Source organism: Pseudomonas sp. Pseusp88 (assembly GCF_047303955.1).
GTDB lineage: Bacteria > Pseudomonadota > Gammaproteobacteria > Pseudomonadales > Pseudomonadaceae > Aquipseudomonas.
The window spans coordinates 128,341-146,107 of the sequence record NZ_JBGLYM010000005.1; the positions used below are offsets into that span (position 1 = coordinate 128,341).

The window sequence follows — 17,767 nt, forward strand, 5'->3', positions numbered from 1 at the left end:
CATATGCGCTTGGTTCGTTTCGGTCTGCCAGGACAAGAACTGCCTGGAATTTTGGATGCTCAAGGAGGGATCAGGGATCTCTCTGGAATCGTCGATGATATAGACGCGGCAGCGCTGTCGCCGTCCAGCATCGAGAAACTGCGTGGCATCGATGTTGAGCGCCTGCCACTGCTGCCGCCTGGAACACGTCTGGGTCCATGCGTAGGCAATGTCCCGAACCTGATCTGTATCGGCCTCAACTATTCTGACCACGCCGCCGAAACCGATACGCCCATACCGAGTCAGCCCGTGGTGTTCAACAAGCACACTGGGTCCATCAGTGGTGCCAACGACCCGGTGATCCTGCCAAGCGATGCCAAGAAACTCGACTGGGAAGTCGAACTCGCCATCGTGATCGGCTCTCCTGCCTGGCACATCGAGCAAAGCAAGGCGCTGGAACACGTTGCCGGTTACTGCCTGGCCAACGATGTCTCCGAAAGGGCCTATCAGCTTGAGTACGAAGGTCAGTGGACCAAGGGCAAGAGCAGCTTTTCCTTTGCTCCGCTGGGTCCCTGGCTGGTGACCCGTGATGAAATTGCCGATCCGCAGAATCTCGATCTCTGGCTCGAGGTAAACGGCAAGCGTTTCCAGAACGGTAACACCCGGACGATGATTTTCAGCGTTGCGCACATCGTCTCTTATCTGAGCCGTTTCATGCCGCTCATGCCAGGCGACGTGATCATCACCGGGACGCCGCCGGGAGTCGGGTTGGGTCAGAAACCGCATGTGTTTCTCAAGGCAGGGGACGTCATGCGCGTCGGGGGCACAGGGCTGGGCGAACAGTCTCAGACGGTAGTGCCCTATGTTCCGGAAATGGGCGCAGCCTGGGCTGCTGGTCGTTACCCTAACGTTGATTGATGCCGACTGGAGGAAGACGTATGAGTTTTGCAGGAACGGGTGTCGTTGCAATTTGGCATGATCTTCTCCCTGAAGCTCGGGATGAGTTCTATGAGTGGCATAACCGTGAACACATGCCCGAACGCTTGGGTATTCCAGGCTTTCAGCGCGGACGGCGGTACATCGCGCTGAATGCAGGGCCAGTCTACTTCAATCTGTACGAGGCCGATTCTGTGCAGGTGTTAGGGGGAGCCGATTATCTTGCTCGCCTCAATGCGCCAACACCATGGACGCAGAAAGTCGTGCAGTCATACCGCAATGTCGCCCGGTCGATTTGCGACGTGCACTATAGCGCTGGCGTGGGTCATGGCGCTTACCTGTTGACCATCCGTTTTGATGTCGCCGCCGAGCGCTGCACGGACGTTCTGCAGGCGTTGCGTGATCGAGTTCTGCCGCCGCTGGTCGATGCGCAGGGAATCACCGGTGTCCATTTCGGCACAGCCGATGAAGCCGTCAGCAAGGTCGAGACTGCAGAGAAAAAGGCCCGATCAGAGGGTACTGAAATTCCGTCCTGGGTCATCATGATCGAAGGCTGCGCCGCCGATTATGTAGCACATGTACGAGAGCGCTTGCTGGCGGATCTCGGCAACCTGCTGGATAACCCGGCGCAGCAGGTTGGCACCACGCTTTATCAACTGGAATACACCCGCTGCAAGACATCTGTCAGCGCGGGTTGATGAGTGCTGACCTGCAGTGATAACCGCAGGCAGTGCCTGAGCGTTTTTCTCAGGCGGGCGCGCTTTGCCAAGTGTCACAAGTCTGGCTTTTGGCGCGCTTGCTTTTCTCGACCGCAAGTAACGTTATTTTTTCCGGCCGACGCGCAATCTGTCGGCACAGAATCACCCGCCTTTTCATTCGCCTGAGGCCTGTAGCTGATGTCACCGGACATTACCCATTCCAATTTTTGCAACGGGATTCGCTACAAGCACCTGGTGCTGATCGACACCTTGGCGCGCACCCGCAACATGCACACCGCTGCCGCGTGCATGAGCCTCAGTCAGCCAGCGTTGAGCAAAATGCTGCGAGACCTTGAGGATCAGTTCGGTTTCCCTCTTTTCGAGCGCCTGACACGCAGTATGCCGCCCACCGAGTTGGGCGACTATGTGGTCCGTTACGCCCAGCGGGTACTGGTAGAGTCACAACAGTTCGTTGATCAGGTCAACCGCCTGCGCAAGGGCGGGCACGGCTTTATACGTGTCGGCGGAATTTTTGCGGCTACCGCGTTGTTGCTGCCGCGGGCCATCGCTGCCATCAAGACCCGCAGTCCGTTGCTGTCGATCGAAGTGGTGGAACACTCCAGCGATCACCTGCTGAGCATGCTGGAGCAGAACAGGCTCGATATTATGATTGGCCGTTTTACTGAAGAACGCTTCAGTCAGATATTCAACTACCAGCCACTAGAACCGGAACCTTTCAGTCTGGTGGTAAGTAGTGATCACCCATTGAGCAAACTGGTCAGTGCGCCACTGTCGGCGCTGGGCGATTGGCCATGGGTACTGTACCCGATGGGTACCCCGATCCGTGACCGCCTTGAGCAGGCGTTCCGGGTCGCCGGGATCACCACGCCCGCCAATAGTGTAGAAACTATCTCGATGCCGATGTTTGTGCAGCTGCTGCAATCGGCACCGATGATCGCCATGTTGCCGCGTTCTATGGTCGCTACCCAACTGGCCAACGGTCAACTCAAGGTTTTGCGCAGCCCCTTGTATCTTCCGGCGTTGGAGTATGGTGTGGTCACCCGCAAGGACGAGCCTCTGAGCGCTTCAGCTCGAGACTTCGTGGATATTTTACTGGAGAGCGTTTGGGCTCGGCGCGAAGAGCAAAGTCTGTCAGGTTATCGATGATCGGGCGTCAATATCGATAATAAGCGAAAGGTGTATATAAGTGTCTGCAGCCGAATAAAATTTGTCGCTATGATCATTTCCGGTTTCCTCGTGGCCGGTGTTCGTGATTGATTGTCAATTGAGGTCTTGCAGGATTGCATTTAGGGGTGTGTAACCACTCCGATAATGCGTGCTTATTATATTGGCGAGCGATGAGATTTGTCGGGGGCGGAAACTGCCCTTGCTCCTTTTAATACATCAAGGTTATCGCACGATCGAATTATATCATTGGGAATGTTGCTTAAGAGTTCTTACAGTAGACATAACTTCGGCCGTCACCGTACGGGCCATTCAATAACAATAAGTCAGCCGCGCCGCCCTGAGAGGTCCTATGCAACTGATTGCCAAAACCGGCGACCCTGCCGTTATCCGTCTCAATCCGCTGGACAACGTTCTCATCGCCCGCCAGGCCTTGCAGCAAGGGCTGCGCCTGGATGGCGAGGCGATTACCGTGCGCCAGCCGATCCCCTCGGGCCATAAAATCGCCACAGAACGGGTGGAGCAGGGCCAGCCCTTGCGCCGTTATGGGCAGATCATCGGTTTTGCTTCACAGGCCATCGAGGCCGGTGACCATGTGCATGTGCATAATGTACAGATGGGTGATTTCGCCCGCGACTACGCCTTTGGCGTCGATGTCCGCAGAACGCCGAGCAGCGAAGCGGTATTTCAGGGCATTGTGCGTACCGATGGGCGGGTTGCCACGCGCAACTATATTGGCATTCTCACCTCGGTGAACTGCTCGGCCACGGTTGCTCGCGCCGTAGCCGACTATTTCCGCCGTGACATCCACCCTGAAGCGCTCGCTGCCTTCCCGAACGTGGATGGCGTGGTTGCACTGACCCATGGCGCCGGTTGCGCGGTCGACCCGGCCGGCGAGTCACTGGGCCTGTTGCGCCGTACCCTTGGTGGTTACGCCGTGCATCCCAACTTTGCGGCGGTGCTGATCATCGGCCTGGGGTGTGAGACCAATCAGATCGAGGGCCTGCTGAAAACCCAGGGCCTCACCGCAAGCGCCCAGTTGCGCACCTTCAGCATCCAGGAAGTGGGAGGCACCTCCAAGACTATCGCGGCAGGGATCGAGCAGGTCAGGACTCTGCTGGCCCAGGCCAACCAGGTGCAGCGCGAGACGGTCAGCGCGCGGCATCTTGTCGTCGGTCTGCAATGCGGCGGCTCCGACGGTTACTCGGGTATCACTGCCAACCCGGCACTGGGCAATGCGGTGGACCGCCTGGTAGCGGCGGGTGGCACCGCGATCCTGTCCGAAACTCCGGAAATCTACGGGGCCGAGCACCTGCTGACACGCCGTGCGGTCAGCCAGGCGGTGGGTGAAAAACTCATCGCCCGCATCCACTGGTGGGAGGCCTACTGCCAGCGCATGAACGCCGAGTTGAACAACAACCCCTCGGCGGGCAACAAGGCCGGTGGCCTTACCACAATCCTGGAAAAGTCGTTGGGCGCCGTGGCCAAGGCCGGCTCCAGCAATCTGGTGGAGGTATACGAATACGCCCAGTCGGTCACGGCCAAGGGGCTGGTGTTCATGGACACCCCCGGCTACGACCCGGTCTCGGCAACCGGCCAGGTCGCCGGCGGCGCCAACCTGATCGCCTTCACCACCGGTCGCGGTTCCGCCTACGGCTGTGCGCCGGCCCCGTCGATCAAGCTGGCCACCAATAACCGCGTGTTCGAGCATCAGTGTGAAGACATGGATGTGAACTGCGGTGGCATCGCCGACGGCAGCATCAGCATCGAGCAATGCGGTGCCTACATATTTGAACAGATGCTGCGCATCGCCTCGGGCGAGCGCAGTAAGAGCGAACAACACGGCTATGGGCAGAACGAGTTCGTGCCTTGGCAAATCGGCGCCGTGACCTGATCGAATCTTCTCACCCCTTTCGAGGCAATATGCACATGCCATTTTCTGGACACAACTTTATTGCAGGCCAGCGCAGCGCCTTGGGCGACACCCTGGTCTATAGCGTCGATGCACACACCGGGGAACGCTTGCCGGGCGGTTTTCATCAAGCGACGTTGGCCGAGGTTGACCAGGCCGTGAACGCTGCGGTCGCGGCCTTCCCGATATTCAGAAATCTGTCTGCGGTACGCCGTGCCGAGTTTCTCGAAGCCATCGCCGACGAGCTGGACGGCCTGGGCGACGCGTTCGTCGCCTTGACCTGTCAGGAAACGGCGTTGCCGAGTGCGCGTATCCAGGGCGAGCGCGGCCGTACCAGCGGGCAGATGCGCCTGTTCGCCAAGGTATTGCGCCGGGGTGACTTTTATGGGGCGCGCATCGATCGGTCACTGCCAGCGCGCACGCCGCTGCCGCGTCCGGACCTGCGTCAGTACCGTATTGGCGTAGGGCCGGTGGCCGTGTTTGGCGCCAGCAACTTCCCGCTGGCATTTTCCACTGCTGGTGGCGACACCGCTGCGGCCCTGGCCGCCGGTTGTCCGGTGGTGTTCAAGGCCCATAGCGGGCACATGGGCACGGCGGAAAAAGTGGCTGAAGCCCTGCACCGCGCCGCAGAAAAAACCGGCATGCCGACCGGCGTGTTCAACATGATCTTTGGTGCCGGTGTCGGCGAAGCGCTGGTCAAGCACCCCGGTATCCAGGCGGTCGGCTTCACCGGTTCGCTCAAGGGCGGACGGGCCCTGTGCGACATGGCCGCCGCCCGGCCACAACCGATTCCGGTGTTCGCCGAGATGTCGAGCATCAACCCGGTGCTGGTACTGCCGCAGGCACTGGCCACGCGTGGCGCGCAAATCGCCAGGGAACTGGCCGGGTCGGTGGTACAAGGTTGCGGTCAGTTCTGCACCAACCCGGGCCTGGTGCTGGGCATTCGTTCGGCCGCCTTCAGTGCGTTCATCGAGCAACTGGGCGGACACTTGGCCGAACATGCACCACAGACGATGCTCAACGCCGGTACTCTGACCAGTTACAGCAAAGGGCTGCAAGCGTTGCTTGCGCACCCTGGTATCCAGCACCTGAGCGGCCAGGCCCAGGCTGGCAACCAGGCGCAACCGCAACTGTTCGGCGCCGATGTGAGCCTGCTTCTGGAGCAAGACGAACTGCTGCAGGAAGAAGTGTTCGGCCCGTGCACCATCGTGATCCAGGTAGCGGACGAAGCCGAGCTGCTGCGCGCGGTGAGTGCCTTGCGCGGCCAGCTGACGGCGACGTTGCTGGCCGATGAGCGGGACCTGCCGACCTTCGCCCAGCTGTTCAGGGTGCTGGAAGAGAAGGTCGGTCGGGTGCTGGTCAACGGGTACCCGACCGGTGTCGAGGTGTGCGATGCGATGGTGCATGGCGGCCCGTACCCGGCTACCTCCGATGCGCGCGGCACATCGGTTGGCACCCTGGCCATCGACCGTTTCCTACGCCCAGTGTGCTACCAGAACGTACCCGACGCTCTGCTGCCCGATGCGTTGAAGGATTCCAACCCACTGGGTATCCAGCGTTTGATCGACGGTATCCCCGGCACAGCAGCGTTGAGCTGACTGATGTGAGTATGGCCCCGGCCCCGTCGGGCTGTACCGCGACGCTGGTAGCCGCCGGTCTCTCGCCGGGCAAACGCAATCGCCAGCATTTCTCAAATGAATGACAGTAAGGGTACACAGATGACTGAACGATCGAACACCAACCCACCGCTGCAATTGAACTACGATGCCAGCGTATTCGACGCTGGCAGCTGGGTAGGGCGGGTCTGGCTGCCGGACCTGGGTCCTGCGGTGGTAATGGCGAAGGCCGGCGCCGTACACGATATCAGCACCCATGTGGCGACCATTTCGGCCCTGTTGGAAGTGGCTGATCCAGTGGCCTACCTGCGGGGTTTGCCGTTGGGCGAGCCGTTGATCGGGCTGCCAACGTTGTTGGACAACAGTGATCCGGCTCAGCGTGACCCGCGCCAACCGTGGCTACTAGCCCCCATTGATCTCCAAGCAGTGAAGGCCGCCGGTGTGACCTTTGCTACCAGTCTGCTGGAGCGTGTGGTGGAAGAGCAGGCCAAGGGCGACCCCGCCAAAGCCGATGCTGTCCGTGAGTCACTGGCCAGTCGCATTGGTGCGGATCTATCGCAGATCGTACCGGGCTCAGCCCAGGCTGAAGCGCTGCGTAAAGTTCTGGTAGAGCAGGGGTTGTGGTCCCAGTACCTGGAAGTTGGTATTGGCCCGGATGCCGAGGTGTTCACCAAAGCCCAGCCGCTGTCGGCGGTTGGTTATGGCGCAGACATCGGTCTGCATCCCAAGTCGAGCTGGAACAACCCAGAGCCGGAAGTGGTGTTGGCAGTGTCGAGCGATGGCCGTATCAAGGGCGCCATGCTCGGCAACGACGTCAACCTGCGTGACTTCGAAGGTCGTAGCGCCTTGCTGTTGTCGAAGGCCAAGGACAATAACGCGTCCACCGCGTTAGGTCCGTTGCTGCGCTTGTTCGACGAAAGCTTTAGCCTTCAGGATGTACGCAGCGCGGAGGTGGACCTGAGGGTTGAGGGCGAGGACGGTTTCATTCTCTCCGGCCGCAGCTCCATGCGCCAGATCAGCCGTGACCCTCAGGACCTGGTGCAGCAAACTATCAACGAAAATCATCAATACCCAGACGGACTTGTGCTGTTCCTCGGTACCCTGTTCGCCCCCAACCAGGATCGCGACCAGCCCGGCAACGGCTTTACCCATAAGCTGGGCGATGTAGTCAGCATCAGTAACCCTCTGCTGGGTACTCTGTGCAACCGCGTGACCACCAGCGATCAGGCACCTCAGTGGGAGTTTGGTTTGCGTTCATTGATCGAGAGCCTCGGCCACCGGGGTCTGTTGGAGGTTGCAGTAACCGCGCGCCAGCCCTGATCCGCGCACTGTTTCAGGAACGCGCGCCCTGAACGAAGGGGCGTCCGGGGCCTGGTAGTGCAGTAACCATAGTCCTGAGGGAAACAACTATATATCCAAGGCGTCGCATACCTTGACGCTATATTTTGACTATTTCAAAGCCTTCTGTTCCAAGGGAGTAATTCATATATGGAAGTTTTGTTCTGAACCACCCCCGTGAGTTTCAGTCCGCAGGGCTGCGCTCATATAAACTGTCTGTGATGAGAATAATAACAATGAGAATCCGCGCATCCGAAAATGTTTGCAATCACTCAACGCTGTGTTTCGTGTTGCCATTGCTCAGTACAGCAATTGGCGCGCAGGCAGCTGATGCTGGTTTTATCGAAGACTCTACTGCTGCGTTGACGCTGCGTAATTTTTATATCAATCGAAATTATGTCAGTGATAAAGCCACTCAAGGTAAAGCGGAGGAGTGGAGCCAGGCTTTCATTCTGAATTACAAGTCAGGCTTTACCCAAGGACCGGTGGGTTTTGGTGTTGACGCCATTGGTATGTACGCCCTGAAGCTTGATGGTGGGCGCGGCACACGCGGAACACAACTGCTCCCCGTGCATGACGACGGCCGCCCTGCGGATGATTTCGGCCGTCTGGCCATTGCTGGCAAGGCGCGCCTTTCTGCTACGGAGCTCAAAGTGGGTGAGTGGATGCCCACTCTGCCTATTCTGCGGTCCGATGACGGTCGTTCGTTACCTCAGACCTTCCGCGGGGCGCAGATTACCTCTCGCGAAATTGAAAACGTGACCTTGTATGGCGGGCAATTGCGTGGCAACAGTCCGCGAAATGACGCGAGCATGGAAGAAATGTTCCTTGCACAGAAACCAGGCGTCACCTCTGACCGGTTCAATTTCGTTGGAGGCGAATACACTTTCAATGACAAGCGTACGATGCTCGGCACGTGGAACGCTGAGCTGAAAGATATATATCGCCAGCAACTGGTACAACTCATCCACAGCCAACCCGTAGGCGATTGGACACTCGTTGCCAATATAATGGGATTCATCGGTAAGGATGAAGGTCGCTCTCTGAGTGGAGATCTTGATAATCGAACATGGTCTGGCCTATTTTCTGCCAAGTATGGCGCTCACACCTTCTACGTCGGCTTGCAAAAAGTATCGGGGCAAGACGGCTGGATGAAAGTCAATGGTACGTCGGGTGGCACGCTGGCCAATGATAGTTACAACTCAAGCTATGAGAATGCCAATGAACGCTCTTGGCAACTTCGGCATGACTATAACTTCGTAGTATTGGGCGTGCCTGGTCTGACCCTTATGAACCGGTTTATCAAGGGCAGCGATGTCCATGTTGATACTCTGACTGACGCCCAGGAGCGGGGGCGTGAGAGTGAGCTTGCCTATGTGTTTCAATCCGGCGCACTCCGAGAGTTGAACATCAGATGGCGCAATTCAACGTTGCGTCGGGATTGGGGGACTAATACCCGTTTCAATGAGAACCGTTTGATTATCAATTATCCTCTCTCGCTTTTCTGACATCAACCTTATCCAGAGCTGTACTTCAGGCTTAAAAGCGCTGGAACTGTTCGCCTTTTACCTGAGTTGGCTAGTGCGGTTTGTCGGCTGCTGGAGCAGCCGACACGTCTGCTGCGGTTGCGCTAGCCAACAACGAATTGAATAAGGCTGTTTTCGTCAGTCGCCAGGAGTCGTGCCAAGACGTAAGGTGATGCTTTCAATTTTTAACGACAAAATGATATAGCGAAAAAAACTATTATCGATCAGGCACTCAAAGCGACCTTGATAGGTTTAAGTATACTAAGGGGGCACCGTTCGCCTGCGCGCGTTCTGCAGGCAGCTAATTTTCGCTGAGAAATGGCCAGTGCGAAGCTAACCGCCTTCATCTGCGCTGTGTCATCTTTCGAAGGGGCGTCTTTGTAGCTCACAGAGTGGCTATCGCAAGCTATAAGCCCGGCGAAGGGAAATGACTGAGTATGGAGTCAAGCAGCCCTGGAAAGCGGACTTCAAGCTCGTCTTTACGAAGAGAGTTCATATGGGTTGCACCAACGCTGCGCGTGCGCATCAAGCCCGCATCACGTAGAACTCTGAAGTGGTGAGAAGCGCTTGATTTAGGTCGGCCGCCGTCTAACTCCCCACAGGTTGCTTCAGTCACCCCAGCAAGATGGTGAATGATCTCCATGCGCACAGGGTCGCTTAACGCATAGAGAACACGCTCAAGAACGAACTCCCTGGCTTCCGGATGTTTGAATGCTCTCATGAATAGCAACCTATAGTTTAAGGTCTAAAAGTTGTGCGTCTGCTACATCAGTACTTCGATTACAGTTGCTCTATTAAATAGTATGGGCTTGCGAGAGCGGGCAATGGTTGGCTTCCAATGATCGGCAACTCCTATTTCTTGAAGACATCAAGGTTGTCACGGAGCCAGGCGGACAGCGAACGCGGTGGAGTACCGGTTAGATCCTCCACGGTAAAGGTTCGTTCTGTCAGTATGGAATTATGGATGATGCGATCAAGCCCCATGAGAATCTCAGCTACAAACGGGGAGAGTCCATCGGCAACTAACGCTGAATACTGTGCGACTGGAGACCGGTGGGTATAGGCGACTGTATGGCCTAACAGAGTGGATAATTCTTCGGCAACTTGCGGCATTGTCCAGTTTCGCGGCCCTGTCAGGTGATACGCACGTTGTGAGCCTTCCGCTACCTCCTCCAGTAGTGCCATGCGCGCCGAGTCCGCTACATCTCGACTGTCTATCAGATTTACACGTCCATCGCCTGCGCAGCCAGCCCAAGTGCCCGCTGCAACAGCGTTGCCAGCACGCTTGAGTACGTCCATGAACGTGGTAGGTCTCAATACGGTAGAGGCTATAGGCTGTTGACCCAGATGTGCTTCTATCACTGAATGCCAGGCAAATGGATTGATAGGGGTCGATGGTCCCATAACCGAAAGCTTTACGATGTGCCGCACGCCCGTCTCTACGGCAGCGTCAATGAGGGCAATCTCGTTGGCGACCTGTTGTGGTGAAGTACCGTGAGCAATGAACAGTTTCTCCACACCCACAAGCGCTTTTCTGAGCGTTGACGGCTGATCAAAATCCAACTCGGCGCAGGCCACCCCTTGCGCAAGGGCCATGGATGATTTTTGTCGTGTGAGCGCCAGTACGGTGACCGGGTCTTGCGCTAACTGACTGATCAATCGCCTGCCTACGCGGCCTGTGGAGCCGGCAACGGCGATGCTCAGCGGTTGCGTCCGATTAGCAGATTGATTGAGCATTAAAAAATTTTCCTATACGATGGAACGATCGGTCCAACAATCTTGGTCTGATCGTTCCATGTTGTCAACGGAGGATTTATGAGCGGTAAACCGCAATATGACGAAAGTGCAGTCCTAAAGGCGGCGATGGCTGTTTTCTGGCGTCATGGGTATGCAAATGCATCGGTTAGCGATCTGACCGAAGCAACGGGGTTGTCTCGATCAAGCCTATACCAGCGGTTCCATGATAAGGACGGGCTCTTCAACGAGTCTCTTCAGCTATATACCGACCGTGTATTAACGCGAATGAGATCGACCCGAGCACAGACCTCCAAGGCGAGCATAGAAGCACTGCTACGGGAGTTTCTTCCTAAGGCATCTGACGCAAAGCGCCCTTCGGGTTGCCTGATATCCCGTAGCAACGTTGAGCAAGAAGACCTTACTGCCGAAGGCAAGAGCGCAGCAAACGCGGCCGCTTGCCAGCAGCGGCAGGTGTTTTTGGATATTTTGACGCGTGGGCAAATGGATAGTGAGATCGAGCAACATGTCGATTTGGATCTAATGGCCTGGTATTACTTTGGCGTATTGCAGGCTATCGTAAATTTGCCTTCGGTCGGTGCGACTGGCGAGACACTTGACCGCCTCATTGACGTTGCAATGTTGACGTGGTCTCAGTGACATAAATTAAATTATGGTTGCGCATAATTTTTAGCGCTTGGCGAGGGTATGTAAGGTATTTTTGGTAAAATAATTTGCCACTTGGCAGCTTCTAAAAAACAATGAGATGCCACTCAAGTCTAGTGCGCGGCTGAATTCTGCCGGGATCATTGAACATATCAAAACTGGAAGGTACTAAGGCTCTGTCCAGGCGCAGGTGAGCGTCTGGTAGAGCAAGTCACGCTTCTCAAGCTGGAAATGAGAGCCCCAACCGAAGCAATCTCACCCTTCAAGCGACTCAAAAACTTACCCAGCAGTGTCGGTCTGCCGCCATTGAAGCTCCTCAAGGAATTTCACAGCCATTATGAACAACGCTAAAAAACTGACTCTAGTGGCTGCTCCACCTGGCACAGATTTCCATCGCGGTCACGGTTTCAATAAGAAGTTCGTTGCTTGCAGATGCCTGGTACTTGCGGTGTCGCTTGGTGGGCTGGCGACTATAGCTTCGGCCGCGTCTCAATCCCCGTCATGTGAAACGCCACCGGGCGGGATAATGTTCATTACTCAAGACTGCGTCGATCCGCAGTTCGACCGCCCGGTAATAGATAGCCAGGAAGATTTGAAAAGCCCTGTTCTGACGCATCGCGTTTCCGGGCACTTCGAAGGCACTGATGTAAAGTTCAGCTTTTTCTTCCCGCCGAAAGCCCAATGGAAGGGGCGTTTCTTCCACAAGGTTTATCCTTTGGGAGACGGTAGCGTTCCGGACCGGGTAATCAAATTTGGTGCCGAAAGCGGTGCGTATACCGTGGATACTGTTTCGCCCTCTGGCTATCGAGCCAACGCTGCGGCTGCAAAGTTCTCGAAGGTGATTGCCGGGGAATACTATGGATTGTCCGCTTCTCAGATCCACGGCTATATCTATGGTGGCAGCGGCGGGTCTTATCTGACCATCGCTGCGGCTGAGAACTCGTCGGGGGTATGGGATGGTGCCGTCCCATTCGTCATTGGCGTTCCAACATCGATTCCAACCAATTTTTTTGTACGTGCTTTCGCACGTCTTGTACTCGAGGATAAGGCGTCACACATTGCCGACGCTATGCGACCAGGAGGTAGCGGCGATCCTTTTGCAGCACTTGACGCCACGCAGGCTTCGATTCTTGCGGAGGTCACGGCAATGGGTGTGCCCCTGCGCGGTTGGGATAATTACCCGTACATCCTGGGTCTCAACGACCCGCAGGGTTTACTGGGATTTGCCAGTTCGGTCAAAGGCATTGATCCCGGTTATGCAGATGACTTCTGGAGCAAACCTGGCTACCTGGGTACTGAGCAATCCACTCTGGGCAATCTTGTCCGAAGGGCGAAAATTGATCGCGTAGTGTCGGTTCAACAGATAGATCGTGACTCAGCTGGTAAGCCATTACGCTTGCACCTGGCCGGGCTGTCGCACGTGAAAAACAGCTCTTGGTTGGACTTTACCCTCGAAGGAGCAGAGGGGGGCAATCGAAAATTGCTAGGGTCGTTGGATGCTGGCCACGGAGTCATTACGCTGTCCGCGCAAAACCAAGCCGATATGCTCAACACTCTGAAAAATGGAACCCAGGTTCGTGTCGATAATCGCTGGGCAATTGCGTTGACCTCCTACCATCGGCACCAGATACCGGTTTCTGGTGGATTTGCTGTGTGGGATCAGTTTCGCAATGCAGACGGTTCACCGCGCTACCCGCAACGCCCCCGAGACGTAGGCTCAATAATCAGCGCAGGTGTCAGCGGAGGTGGTAGCTTCACCGGCAAGATAAACAGCAAGATGATACTCATAGCCAACGCACTTGATGTCGACGCCTACCCTTGGGATGCCGACTGGTATGGCCAGCGATTGAAGGCAGGAGAGGGGAATCAGTACGACGCGAAGGTGCGGATCTGGTTGAACGATAATGCAGACCATCTGGATGGCAGCGTTGTTGCCTCGGGCGCGGCTGACAATCAGTTTGTGAGACTCATCGATTACAACGGCATCCTCGAACAAGCCGTCAGGGACGTAAGTGCCTGGGTGGAAGACGGTATAGCGCCGCCTCGCTCCACTCAGTATGCGCTCAATAACGGCCAGGTCTCATTACCCGCAGACGCATCAGCAAGGCAAGGCATCCAGCCTGTCGTGAAGCTCACGTCCAGGAGCGGTGAGAGAGTCATTGCCAAAGTCGGAGAGCCCGTCACGCTGCTTGGTGACATTACCGTCCCGGCATCTGCCGGCAAAATTGTGAAAACAGAATGGAGCCAGACGGGTAGCGATGATTTTCTAGACGCTCCACTTCCTCATCAGCCGTCAGAAACGCTCGCGGTACATAAGACACTCATTTACTCGGAACCTGGTACCTACTATCCCGTGCTCCGCGCTACCGTCCAGCGTGAGGGGGACGCCACGACGGAGTTTACGCGGGTCGGGAATCTGGCAAGAGTGCGAGTAATAGTGGAGTAGGAAATACCCAGGCGATTTCTCATGAATTCGGTCTTGGGCCATTGGTGCTGCGGGTAACATGCAATCGGTTAGCCGGGCTTGTTTCGCAGTGATGCTGCTGCTCGATAGGTTCAGGGTTTGAGAGCATGCCGTAGCTGGTGTCCGCGCCGGTTCAGCAGCCGTTCGCGGCGCTCTTCACCCCAGTGATAGAACCCTTGCCCGCTGCGCAGACCGGTATTGCCCGCGGCCACTTTTTCCCTGAGCAGCTCGATGACTTCGGTACCTTGGGCTAATTGCGGCATCAGGTGGGTAGATATGTCTACGAAGGTATCCAGTCCGGCCATATCGGCAGCCTCTAGCGGGCCAACCATTGCGTAGCGCCGGCCCAGTGACGCCCGCATGACCCGATCCACTGTATCCGCATCGGCGATACCACTCTGGACGATATGCAGTGCTTCCCTCAACAGGGCAAATTGAAGACGATTTCCAATAAAGCCCGGCGCCGCTCTCTCCAGTACGACAGCTTCCAGATCCATCGCCTCAAGCATCACACGCACTTTTTCGACAAGGTGCGGATCGGTAGCTGTACCGGGCACCAATTCCACTAACGGAATAAAATGCGGAGGATTCCAGAAGTGCGCGATGAACAGCCGCTCCGGATGCTTCAAACCTTCTGCAAGACTGTCCGGCGGAAAACCGCTGGTATTACTGGCGAACACACAGTCCGCGCGGACGATGCCTTCCAGCTCCCGATAAAGGGATTGCTTGAGTGGTAGACGCTCGGGTACCGCCTCGATGAGTAGATCCACATCTGCCAATGCCGTCAGCGTGCTGACTGGTATAAGACGCGACAAGGTTACGTCCCTTTGAGCTTCGTCGAATTGGTCGGCAGCTACCAATTCGCTGAGGATGACGCTGGCTACCGTCGCAATCTCCGCCAACCGCTCAACTTGCGGGTCGTATAACCTGACCTGGTGCCCGTGACGGGCAAGGTGCAGCGCTATTCCAACCCCCATCAGGCCGGCCCCCAAAATTGCAGTAGACGCGAAGGCGGTTTTGGTGGAAGTGTCCATATTGTTGATTCCTTATTTTTATGCCGATGTTAGCGCTGCATTTTGACCGTCAAGACCTTTCATCCGCTTTGCAAGGATGCGTTGCAGGTGCCCAGTGGCGGCCAATGAATAAAAAATCATTCCGTCAGGTTTACTTGTGCAGCCTCGTCAAACTTCAACCGGGACGCTTCAACCTCGGGCAATTTATCCAGCGTCCATCTATGCAATTCGCGAAATGGCTGCTGCAGTGTTCGACCAAGTTGCGTGATCTCATACTGGACTGCCACGGGCGAGAACGAGATGACCTGGCGCGAGACCAGACCATTTCGTTCCAGTCGCCTCAGGCACTGTGTAAGTGCCTTTTGAGTGACACCCTGAAGGCGGCGTCTGATGGCGTTAAAGCGATGCGGCCCGTCGTCAAGCACTGCCAGAACCATCATCGACCACTTATCTGCGATTTGGTCAAACAGCGCCCGGCTAGGACAGTCCGACGAAAAACATTGCGGCTTTAATTCCAGCATCGAAGTTTCCTCACGTATACCTAGGCGACTCTAGGTGCCTAATTTACATTTGGTCTACAAAATATACTTATATAGCCTCCGAAAGCAAATGGAGTCCATTCAATGGCAAACCCTGATACCAGCATTTTATTTCGTCCTTTTCCCTCCGGTCGCTTGAACTGAAAAACCGGATTGTCATGGCGCCGATGACCAGGCAATTTTCGCCCGAGGGCATTCCTGGCGAAGGAAGCGCCGCCTATTATCGGCGGCGGGCAGAGGGGCGGGCTGGGCCAAGAAGGTGACTGGAGCCACAACCATTAGCGTCGGTTCGGTTGGGCACGTTCTGCTGAGTGACCAGGATTGGGTCGCCAAAGTGGAAAACGGCGATTACGCGCATCTGAAGGGCTTCAATCCAGCATCTTTAGCCGAATTGGTTTGAGCCTTTTCGCCTGAGTGGGGAGTGTTGTGCCACGAAGGTTTTAACCTGAAGGAATCAGAGGGCGAGTCTCGGATTTTGCGAGCTTGAGTCGTAATCGGTTGTTGATCGCAGCTCTCACTGTTTCAACGACTGCTCTGTTACGACAACTCGACATCCCTCGGAGTTGGACTGAATTACAGTGGGGTGCGGGCGTCTACGTGCGAATCGTAGATGCCCGCAGGCCGGGTGGCGACCGGTAATGGGAAATCTACGCGCCCATGGAGAAAGGGAAAGGCTTGCCGCTTAAGTAGCCGAGAAAGGAGTGGATACACGTTTATGCTTATTCATTTATGGAATAAGCATAATGAAATATATTCCTTGATCATATTAATCACCATGCTACATTCCTGTCACCGGACCGCCGGATATGTTCAATCCTATTAGTTATGGTACGACTATGTCCGGCGCCCGAATCTTCCAAATCAGCCTTGAGGCTCTGTCGCATGACGGCGCCCAAGCAGCGATTTCTCACGCCGGCAATATCCATATCAGTCCTTTTTCCTCAGCTGCCGCTCCATTCGTTACCGGCAAACCTCTCCCTTGTCAGGCCAACAGCGAAGCCTGCAGTGCAATCAGCGAAGGCTTGGCGTTTCTTCTCTACGCCATGTGAATCATCACTGTTGGCGCTTCCATACCGTTAGTCCAGCCAATCATCTTCAGGTAATTCCCGGTGTATGGGGTTGCAGCTTGAAGTGTGAGTGATTGGGCGCCTGTTCCGAGCAAGATCTATCACGACTGACAACCATGCCAAACTATTTGGATGAAGCTCATCGAGCTGAAATCGTTAAGCTGAGCACTACCGTAACCAGTAAAACTGAATGGCCCACCTGGCTTTTGTTGGTCGGGTTCTATCTGTCCTGGACGTTTATTATTTTTCATGGGGACTTACTTGGCGATGTATTCAGCCTTGTCCTGTTGATTCCACTGGTTGTGCTCTGGATGTCGATTCAGCATGAGCTTATCCACGGTCATCCAACACGCTGGCCCGGCATAAATAAAGCCTTGGGATTTCTGCCATTTGCCGTGTGGTACCCCTACGACATTTATAGGGACACACACTTGGCGCATCACCACGACGAGGTGTTGACGGTGCCGGGTCAAGATCCTGAAAGTCGTTATGTCACTGGTGCTTTTTGGTTGCGATCGCCTCGGTGTGTCAGAACGATGTTGTGGGTAAACAAGACCGTGGGTGGTCGTTTGCTTATGGGCGCGCCGTTGGCGGTGATAACCCTCGTGGGCAGTGAGATCGGAGGGCTATTTCTCACCGGGCGAATCGCTTGGCGGATGTGGGTTGCTCATCTACTAAGTGTTGGCGTAGTGCTGGCCTTGGTTGAGCAATACAGCGCCATCAGTGCCATACAGTACGTATTCCTGGTTTCGCTGCCGGCCTTGTCGATTGCCATGATAAGGTCATTTTACGAACATCGTCCGTCAACGCTTCCGGAACACCGCACGGTTATCAATGAATCGTCAGGGTTGTTGAGTTGGCTGTTTCTTAACCTCAATCTTCACTTGGTTCATCACGATCTTCCCGGTCTGCCCTGGTTTTACTTGCCCCGGGTGTATAGAGCCAGGCGTGAGCAATGGATTGCGCGAAACGATGGCTATGTCATTGATGGCTACTTCTCGTTATTGAAGAAACATCTGGTCAGTCCGGTGGACTGTCCTCGCTATCCAGTCGAGCACTGAAATATGCAAGCTAATCTGAGCGTCGGAAAATGA

General features: G+C 55.7%; 15 protein-coding genes and 1 pseudogene. 12 read left to right on the top strand and 4 right to left on the bottom strand.

The features are described 5' to 3' along the window. The first annotated feature begins 3 nt into the window (after positions 1 to 3). The 7 genes from ACCD02_RS08860 to ACCD02_RS08890 all read left to right on the top strand — a co-directional run bounded on the left by ACCD02_RS08860 (position 4) and on the right by ACCD02_RS08890 (position 9,172). A complete protein-coding gene (locus tag ACCD02_RS08860) occupies positions 4 to 897 on the top strand; it encodes a fumarylacetoacetate hydrolase family protein (protein WP_413300472.1) in 894 nt (297 codons plus the stop codon). 20 nt (positions 898 to 917) lie between these two features. Further along, entirely contained in the window at positions 918 to 1,613 is a 696-nt protein-coding gene (locus tag ACCD02_RS08865) for a hypothetical protein (RefSeq protein ID WP_413300474.1), read from the top strand. A gap of 198 nt (positions 1,614 to 1,811) precedes the next feature. Further along, positions 1,812 to 2,780, top strand: a complete 969-nt coding sequence (locus tag ACCD02_RS08870) for a LysR family transcriptional regulator (protein ID WP_413300476.1) — start codon at positions 1,812 to 1,814, stop codon at positions 2,778 to 2,780. Positions 2,781 to 3,150: 370 nt separating this feature from the next. After that, the gene (locus tag ACCD02_RS08875) at positions 3,151 to 4,692 is read left to right on the top strand and encodes a UxaA family hydrolase (protein WP_413300478.1); all 1,542 of its coding nucleotides are present in this window, start codon (positions 3,151 to 3,153) and stop codon (positions 4,690 to 4,692) included. Between the two features lie 35 nt (positions 4,693 to 4,727). Beyond that, on the top strand, positions 4,728 to 6,308 hold the full coding sequence (locus ACCD02_RS08880) for an aldehyde dehydrogenase (NADP(+)) (protein WP_413300480.1): 1,581 nt from the start codon (positions 4,728 to 4,730) through the stop codon (positions 6,306 to 6,308). A 120-nt stretch (positions 6,309 to 6,428) separates the two neighbouring features. After that, the gene (locus ACCD02_RS08885; protein WP_413300482.1) at positions 6,429 to 7,646 is read left to right on the top strand and encodes a fumarylacetoacetate hydrolase family protein; all 1,218 of its coding nucleotides are present in this window, start codon (positions 6,429 to 6,431) and stop codon (positions 7,644 to 7,646) included. A gap of 254 nt (positions 7,647 to 7,900) precedes the next feature. After that, the gene (locus ACCD02_RS08890; RefSeq protein ID WP_413300484.1) at positions 7,901 to 9,172 is read left to right on the top strand and encodes an OprD family porin; all 1,272 of its coding nucleotides are present in this window, start codon (positions 7,901 to 7,903) and stop codon (positions 9,170 to 9,172) included. A gap of 424 nt (positions 9,173 to 9,596) precedes the next feature. Here ACCD02_RS08890 and ACCD02_RS08895 read toward each other — a convergent pair whose 3' ends face one another. Continuing rightward, positions 9,597 to 9,911 carry an ArsR/SmtB family transcription factor gene (locus ACCD02_RS08895; RefSeq protein ID WP_413300486.1) on the bottom strand — a complete coding sequence of 105 codons (315 nt, stop codon included), beginning with the start codon at positions 9,909 to 9,911 and terminating at the stop codon, positions 9,597 to 9,599. Between the two features lie 131 nt (positions 9,912 to 10,042). Continuing rightward, complete coding sequence (locus tag ACCD02_RS08900) at positions 10,043 to 10,927, bottom strand: NmrA family NAD(P)-binding protein (RefSeq protein ID WP_413300488.1); 885 nt, start codon at positions 10,925 to 10,927, stop codon at positions 10,043 to 10,045. A 78-nt stretch (positions 10,928 to 11,005) separates the two neighbouring features. Between ACCD02_RS08900 and ACCD02_RS08905 the strand changes: the two genes are divergently transcribed. Further along, positions 11,006 to 11,584, top strand: a complete 579-nt coding sequence (locus ACCD02_RS08905) for a TetR/AcrR family transcriptional regulator (RefSeq protein ID WP_413300490.1) — start codon at positions 11,006 to 11,008, stop codon at positions 11,582 to 11,584. Positions 11,585 to 12,116: 532 nt separating this feature from the next. Further along, positions 12,117 to 14,036, top strand: a complete 1,920-nt coding sequence (locus ACCD02_RS08910; RefSeq protein ID WP_413300492.1) for a Tat pathway signal sequence domain protein — start codon at positions 12,117 to 12,119, stop codon at positions 14,034 to 14,036. 110 nt (positions 14,037 to 14,146) lie between these two features. On the opposite strand, the gene ACCD02_RS08915 is transcribed toward ACCD02_RS08910, so the two are convergent. Together ACCD02_RS08915 and ACCD02_RS08920 are read right to left on the bottom strand one after the other, a co-directional pair. Further along, positions 14,147 to 15,088, bottom strand: coding sequence for a 3-hydroxyacyl-CoA dehydrogenase family protein (locus tag ACCD02_RS08915; RefSeq protein ID WP_413300494.1), 942 nt, complete (start codon positions 15,086 to 15,088; stop codon positions 14,147 to 14,149). Positions 15,089 to 15,204: 116 nt separating this feature from the next. Beyond that, positions 15,205 to 15,588: a winged helix-turn-helix transcriptional regulator gene (locus tag ACCD02_RS08920; RefSeq protein WP_413300496.1), complete on the bottom strand. Its 384-nt coding sequence runs from the start codon at positions 15,586 to 15,588 to the stop codon at positions 15,205 to 15,207. Positions 15,589 to 15,690: 102 nt separating this feature from the next. Here ACCD02_RS08920 and ACCD02_RS08925 point away from each other — a divergent pair. The 3 genes and pseudogenes from ACCD02_RS08925 to ACCD02_RS08935 form a co-directional block, all read left to right on the top strand. Then, positions 15,691 to 15,857: pseudogene (locus ACCD02_RS08925) on the top strand (12-oxophytodienoate reductase); the annotation flags it as partial. Between the two features lie 555 nt (positions 15,858 to 16,412). Continuing rightward, entirely contained in the window at positions 16,413 to 16,655 is a 243-nt protein-coding gene (locus ACCD02_RS08930) for a hypothetical protein (RefSeq protein ID WP_413300498.1), read from the top strand. Between the two features lie 134 nt (positions 16,656 to 16,789). After that, complete coding sequence (locus ACCD02_RS08935) at positions 16,790 to 17,734, top strand: fatty acid desaturase (RefSeq protein ID WP_413300500.1); 945 nt, start codon at positions 16,790 to 16,792, stop codon at positions 17,732 to 17,734. The last annotated feature ends 33 nt before the right edge of the window (positions 17,735 to 17,767 follow it).

Excerpts from the sequence above, each read along its gene's own strand:
- ACCD02_RS08860 (WP_413300472.1), top strand. The coding sequence starts at position 4 with ATGCGCTTGGTTCGTTTCGGTCTGCCAGGACAAGAACTGCCTGGAATT.
- ACCD02_RS08865 (WP_413300474.1), top strand. The coding sequence starts at position 918 with ATGAGTTTTGCAGGAACGGGTGTCGTTGCAATTTGGCATGATCTTCTC.
- ACCD02_RS08870 (WP_413300476.1), top strand. The coding sequence starts at position 1,812 with ATGTCACCGGACATTACCCATTCCAATTTTTGCAACGGGATTCGCTAC.
- ACCD02_RS08875 (WP_413300478.1), top strand. The coding sequence starts at position 3,151 with ATGCAACTGATTGCCAAAACCGGCGACCCTGCCGTTATCCGTCTCAAT.
- ACCD02_RS08880 (WP_413300480.1), top strand. The coding sequence starts at position 4,728 with ATGCCATTTTCTGGACACAACTTTATTGCAGGCCAGCGCAGCGCCTTG.
- ACCD02_RS08885 (WP_413300482.1), top strand. The coding sequence starts at position 6,429 with ATGACTGAACGATCGAACACCAACCCACCGCTGCAATTGAACTACGAT.
- ACCD02_RS08890 (WP_413300484.1), top strand. The coding sequence starts at position 7,901 with ATGAGAATCCGCGCATCCGAAAATGTTTGCAATCACTCAACGCTGTGT.
- ACCD02_RS08895 (WP_413300486.1), bottom strand. The coding sequence starts at position 9,911 with ATGAGAGCATTCAAACATCCGGAAGCCAGGGAGTTCGTTCTTGAGCGT.
- ACCD02_RS08900 (WP_413300488.1), bottom strand. The coding sequence starts at position 10,927 with ATGCTCAATCAATCTGCTAATCGGACGCAACCGCTGAGCATCGCCGTT.
- ACCD02_RS08905 (WP_413300490.1), top strand. The coding sequence starts at position 11,006 with ATGAGCGGTAAACCGCAATATGACGAAAGTGCAGTCCTAAAGGCGGCG.
- ACCD02_RS08910 (WP_413300492.1), top strand. The coding sequence starts at position 12,117 with ATGTTCATTACTCAAGACTGCGTCGATCCGCAGTTCGACCGCCCGGTA.
- ACCD02_RS08915 (WP_413300494.1), bottom strand. The coding sequence starts at position 15,088 with ATGGACACTTCCACCAAAACCGCCTTCGCGTCTACTGCAATTTTGGGG.
- ACCD02_RS08920 (WP_413300496.1), bottom strand. The coding sequence starts at position 15,588 with ATGCTGGAATTAAAGCCGCAATGTTTTTCGTCGGACTGTCCTAGCCGG.
- ACCD02_RS08930 (WP_413300498.1), top strand. The coding sequence starts at position 16,413 with ATGTTCAATCCTATTAGTTATGGTACGACTATGTCCGGCGCCCGAATC.
- ACCD02_RS08935 (WP_413300500.1), top strand. The coding sequence starts at position 16,790 with ATGCCAAACTATTTGGATGAAGCTCATCGAGCTGAAATCGTTAAGCTG.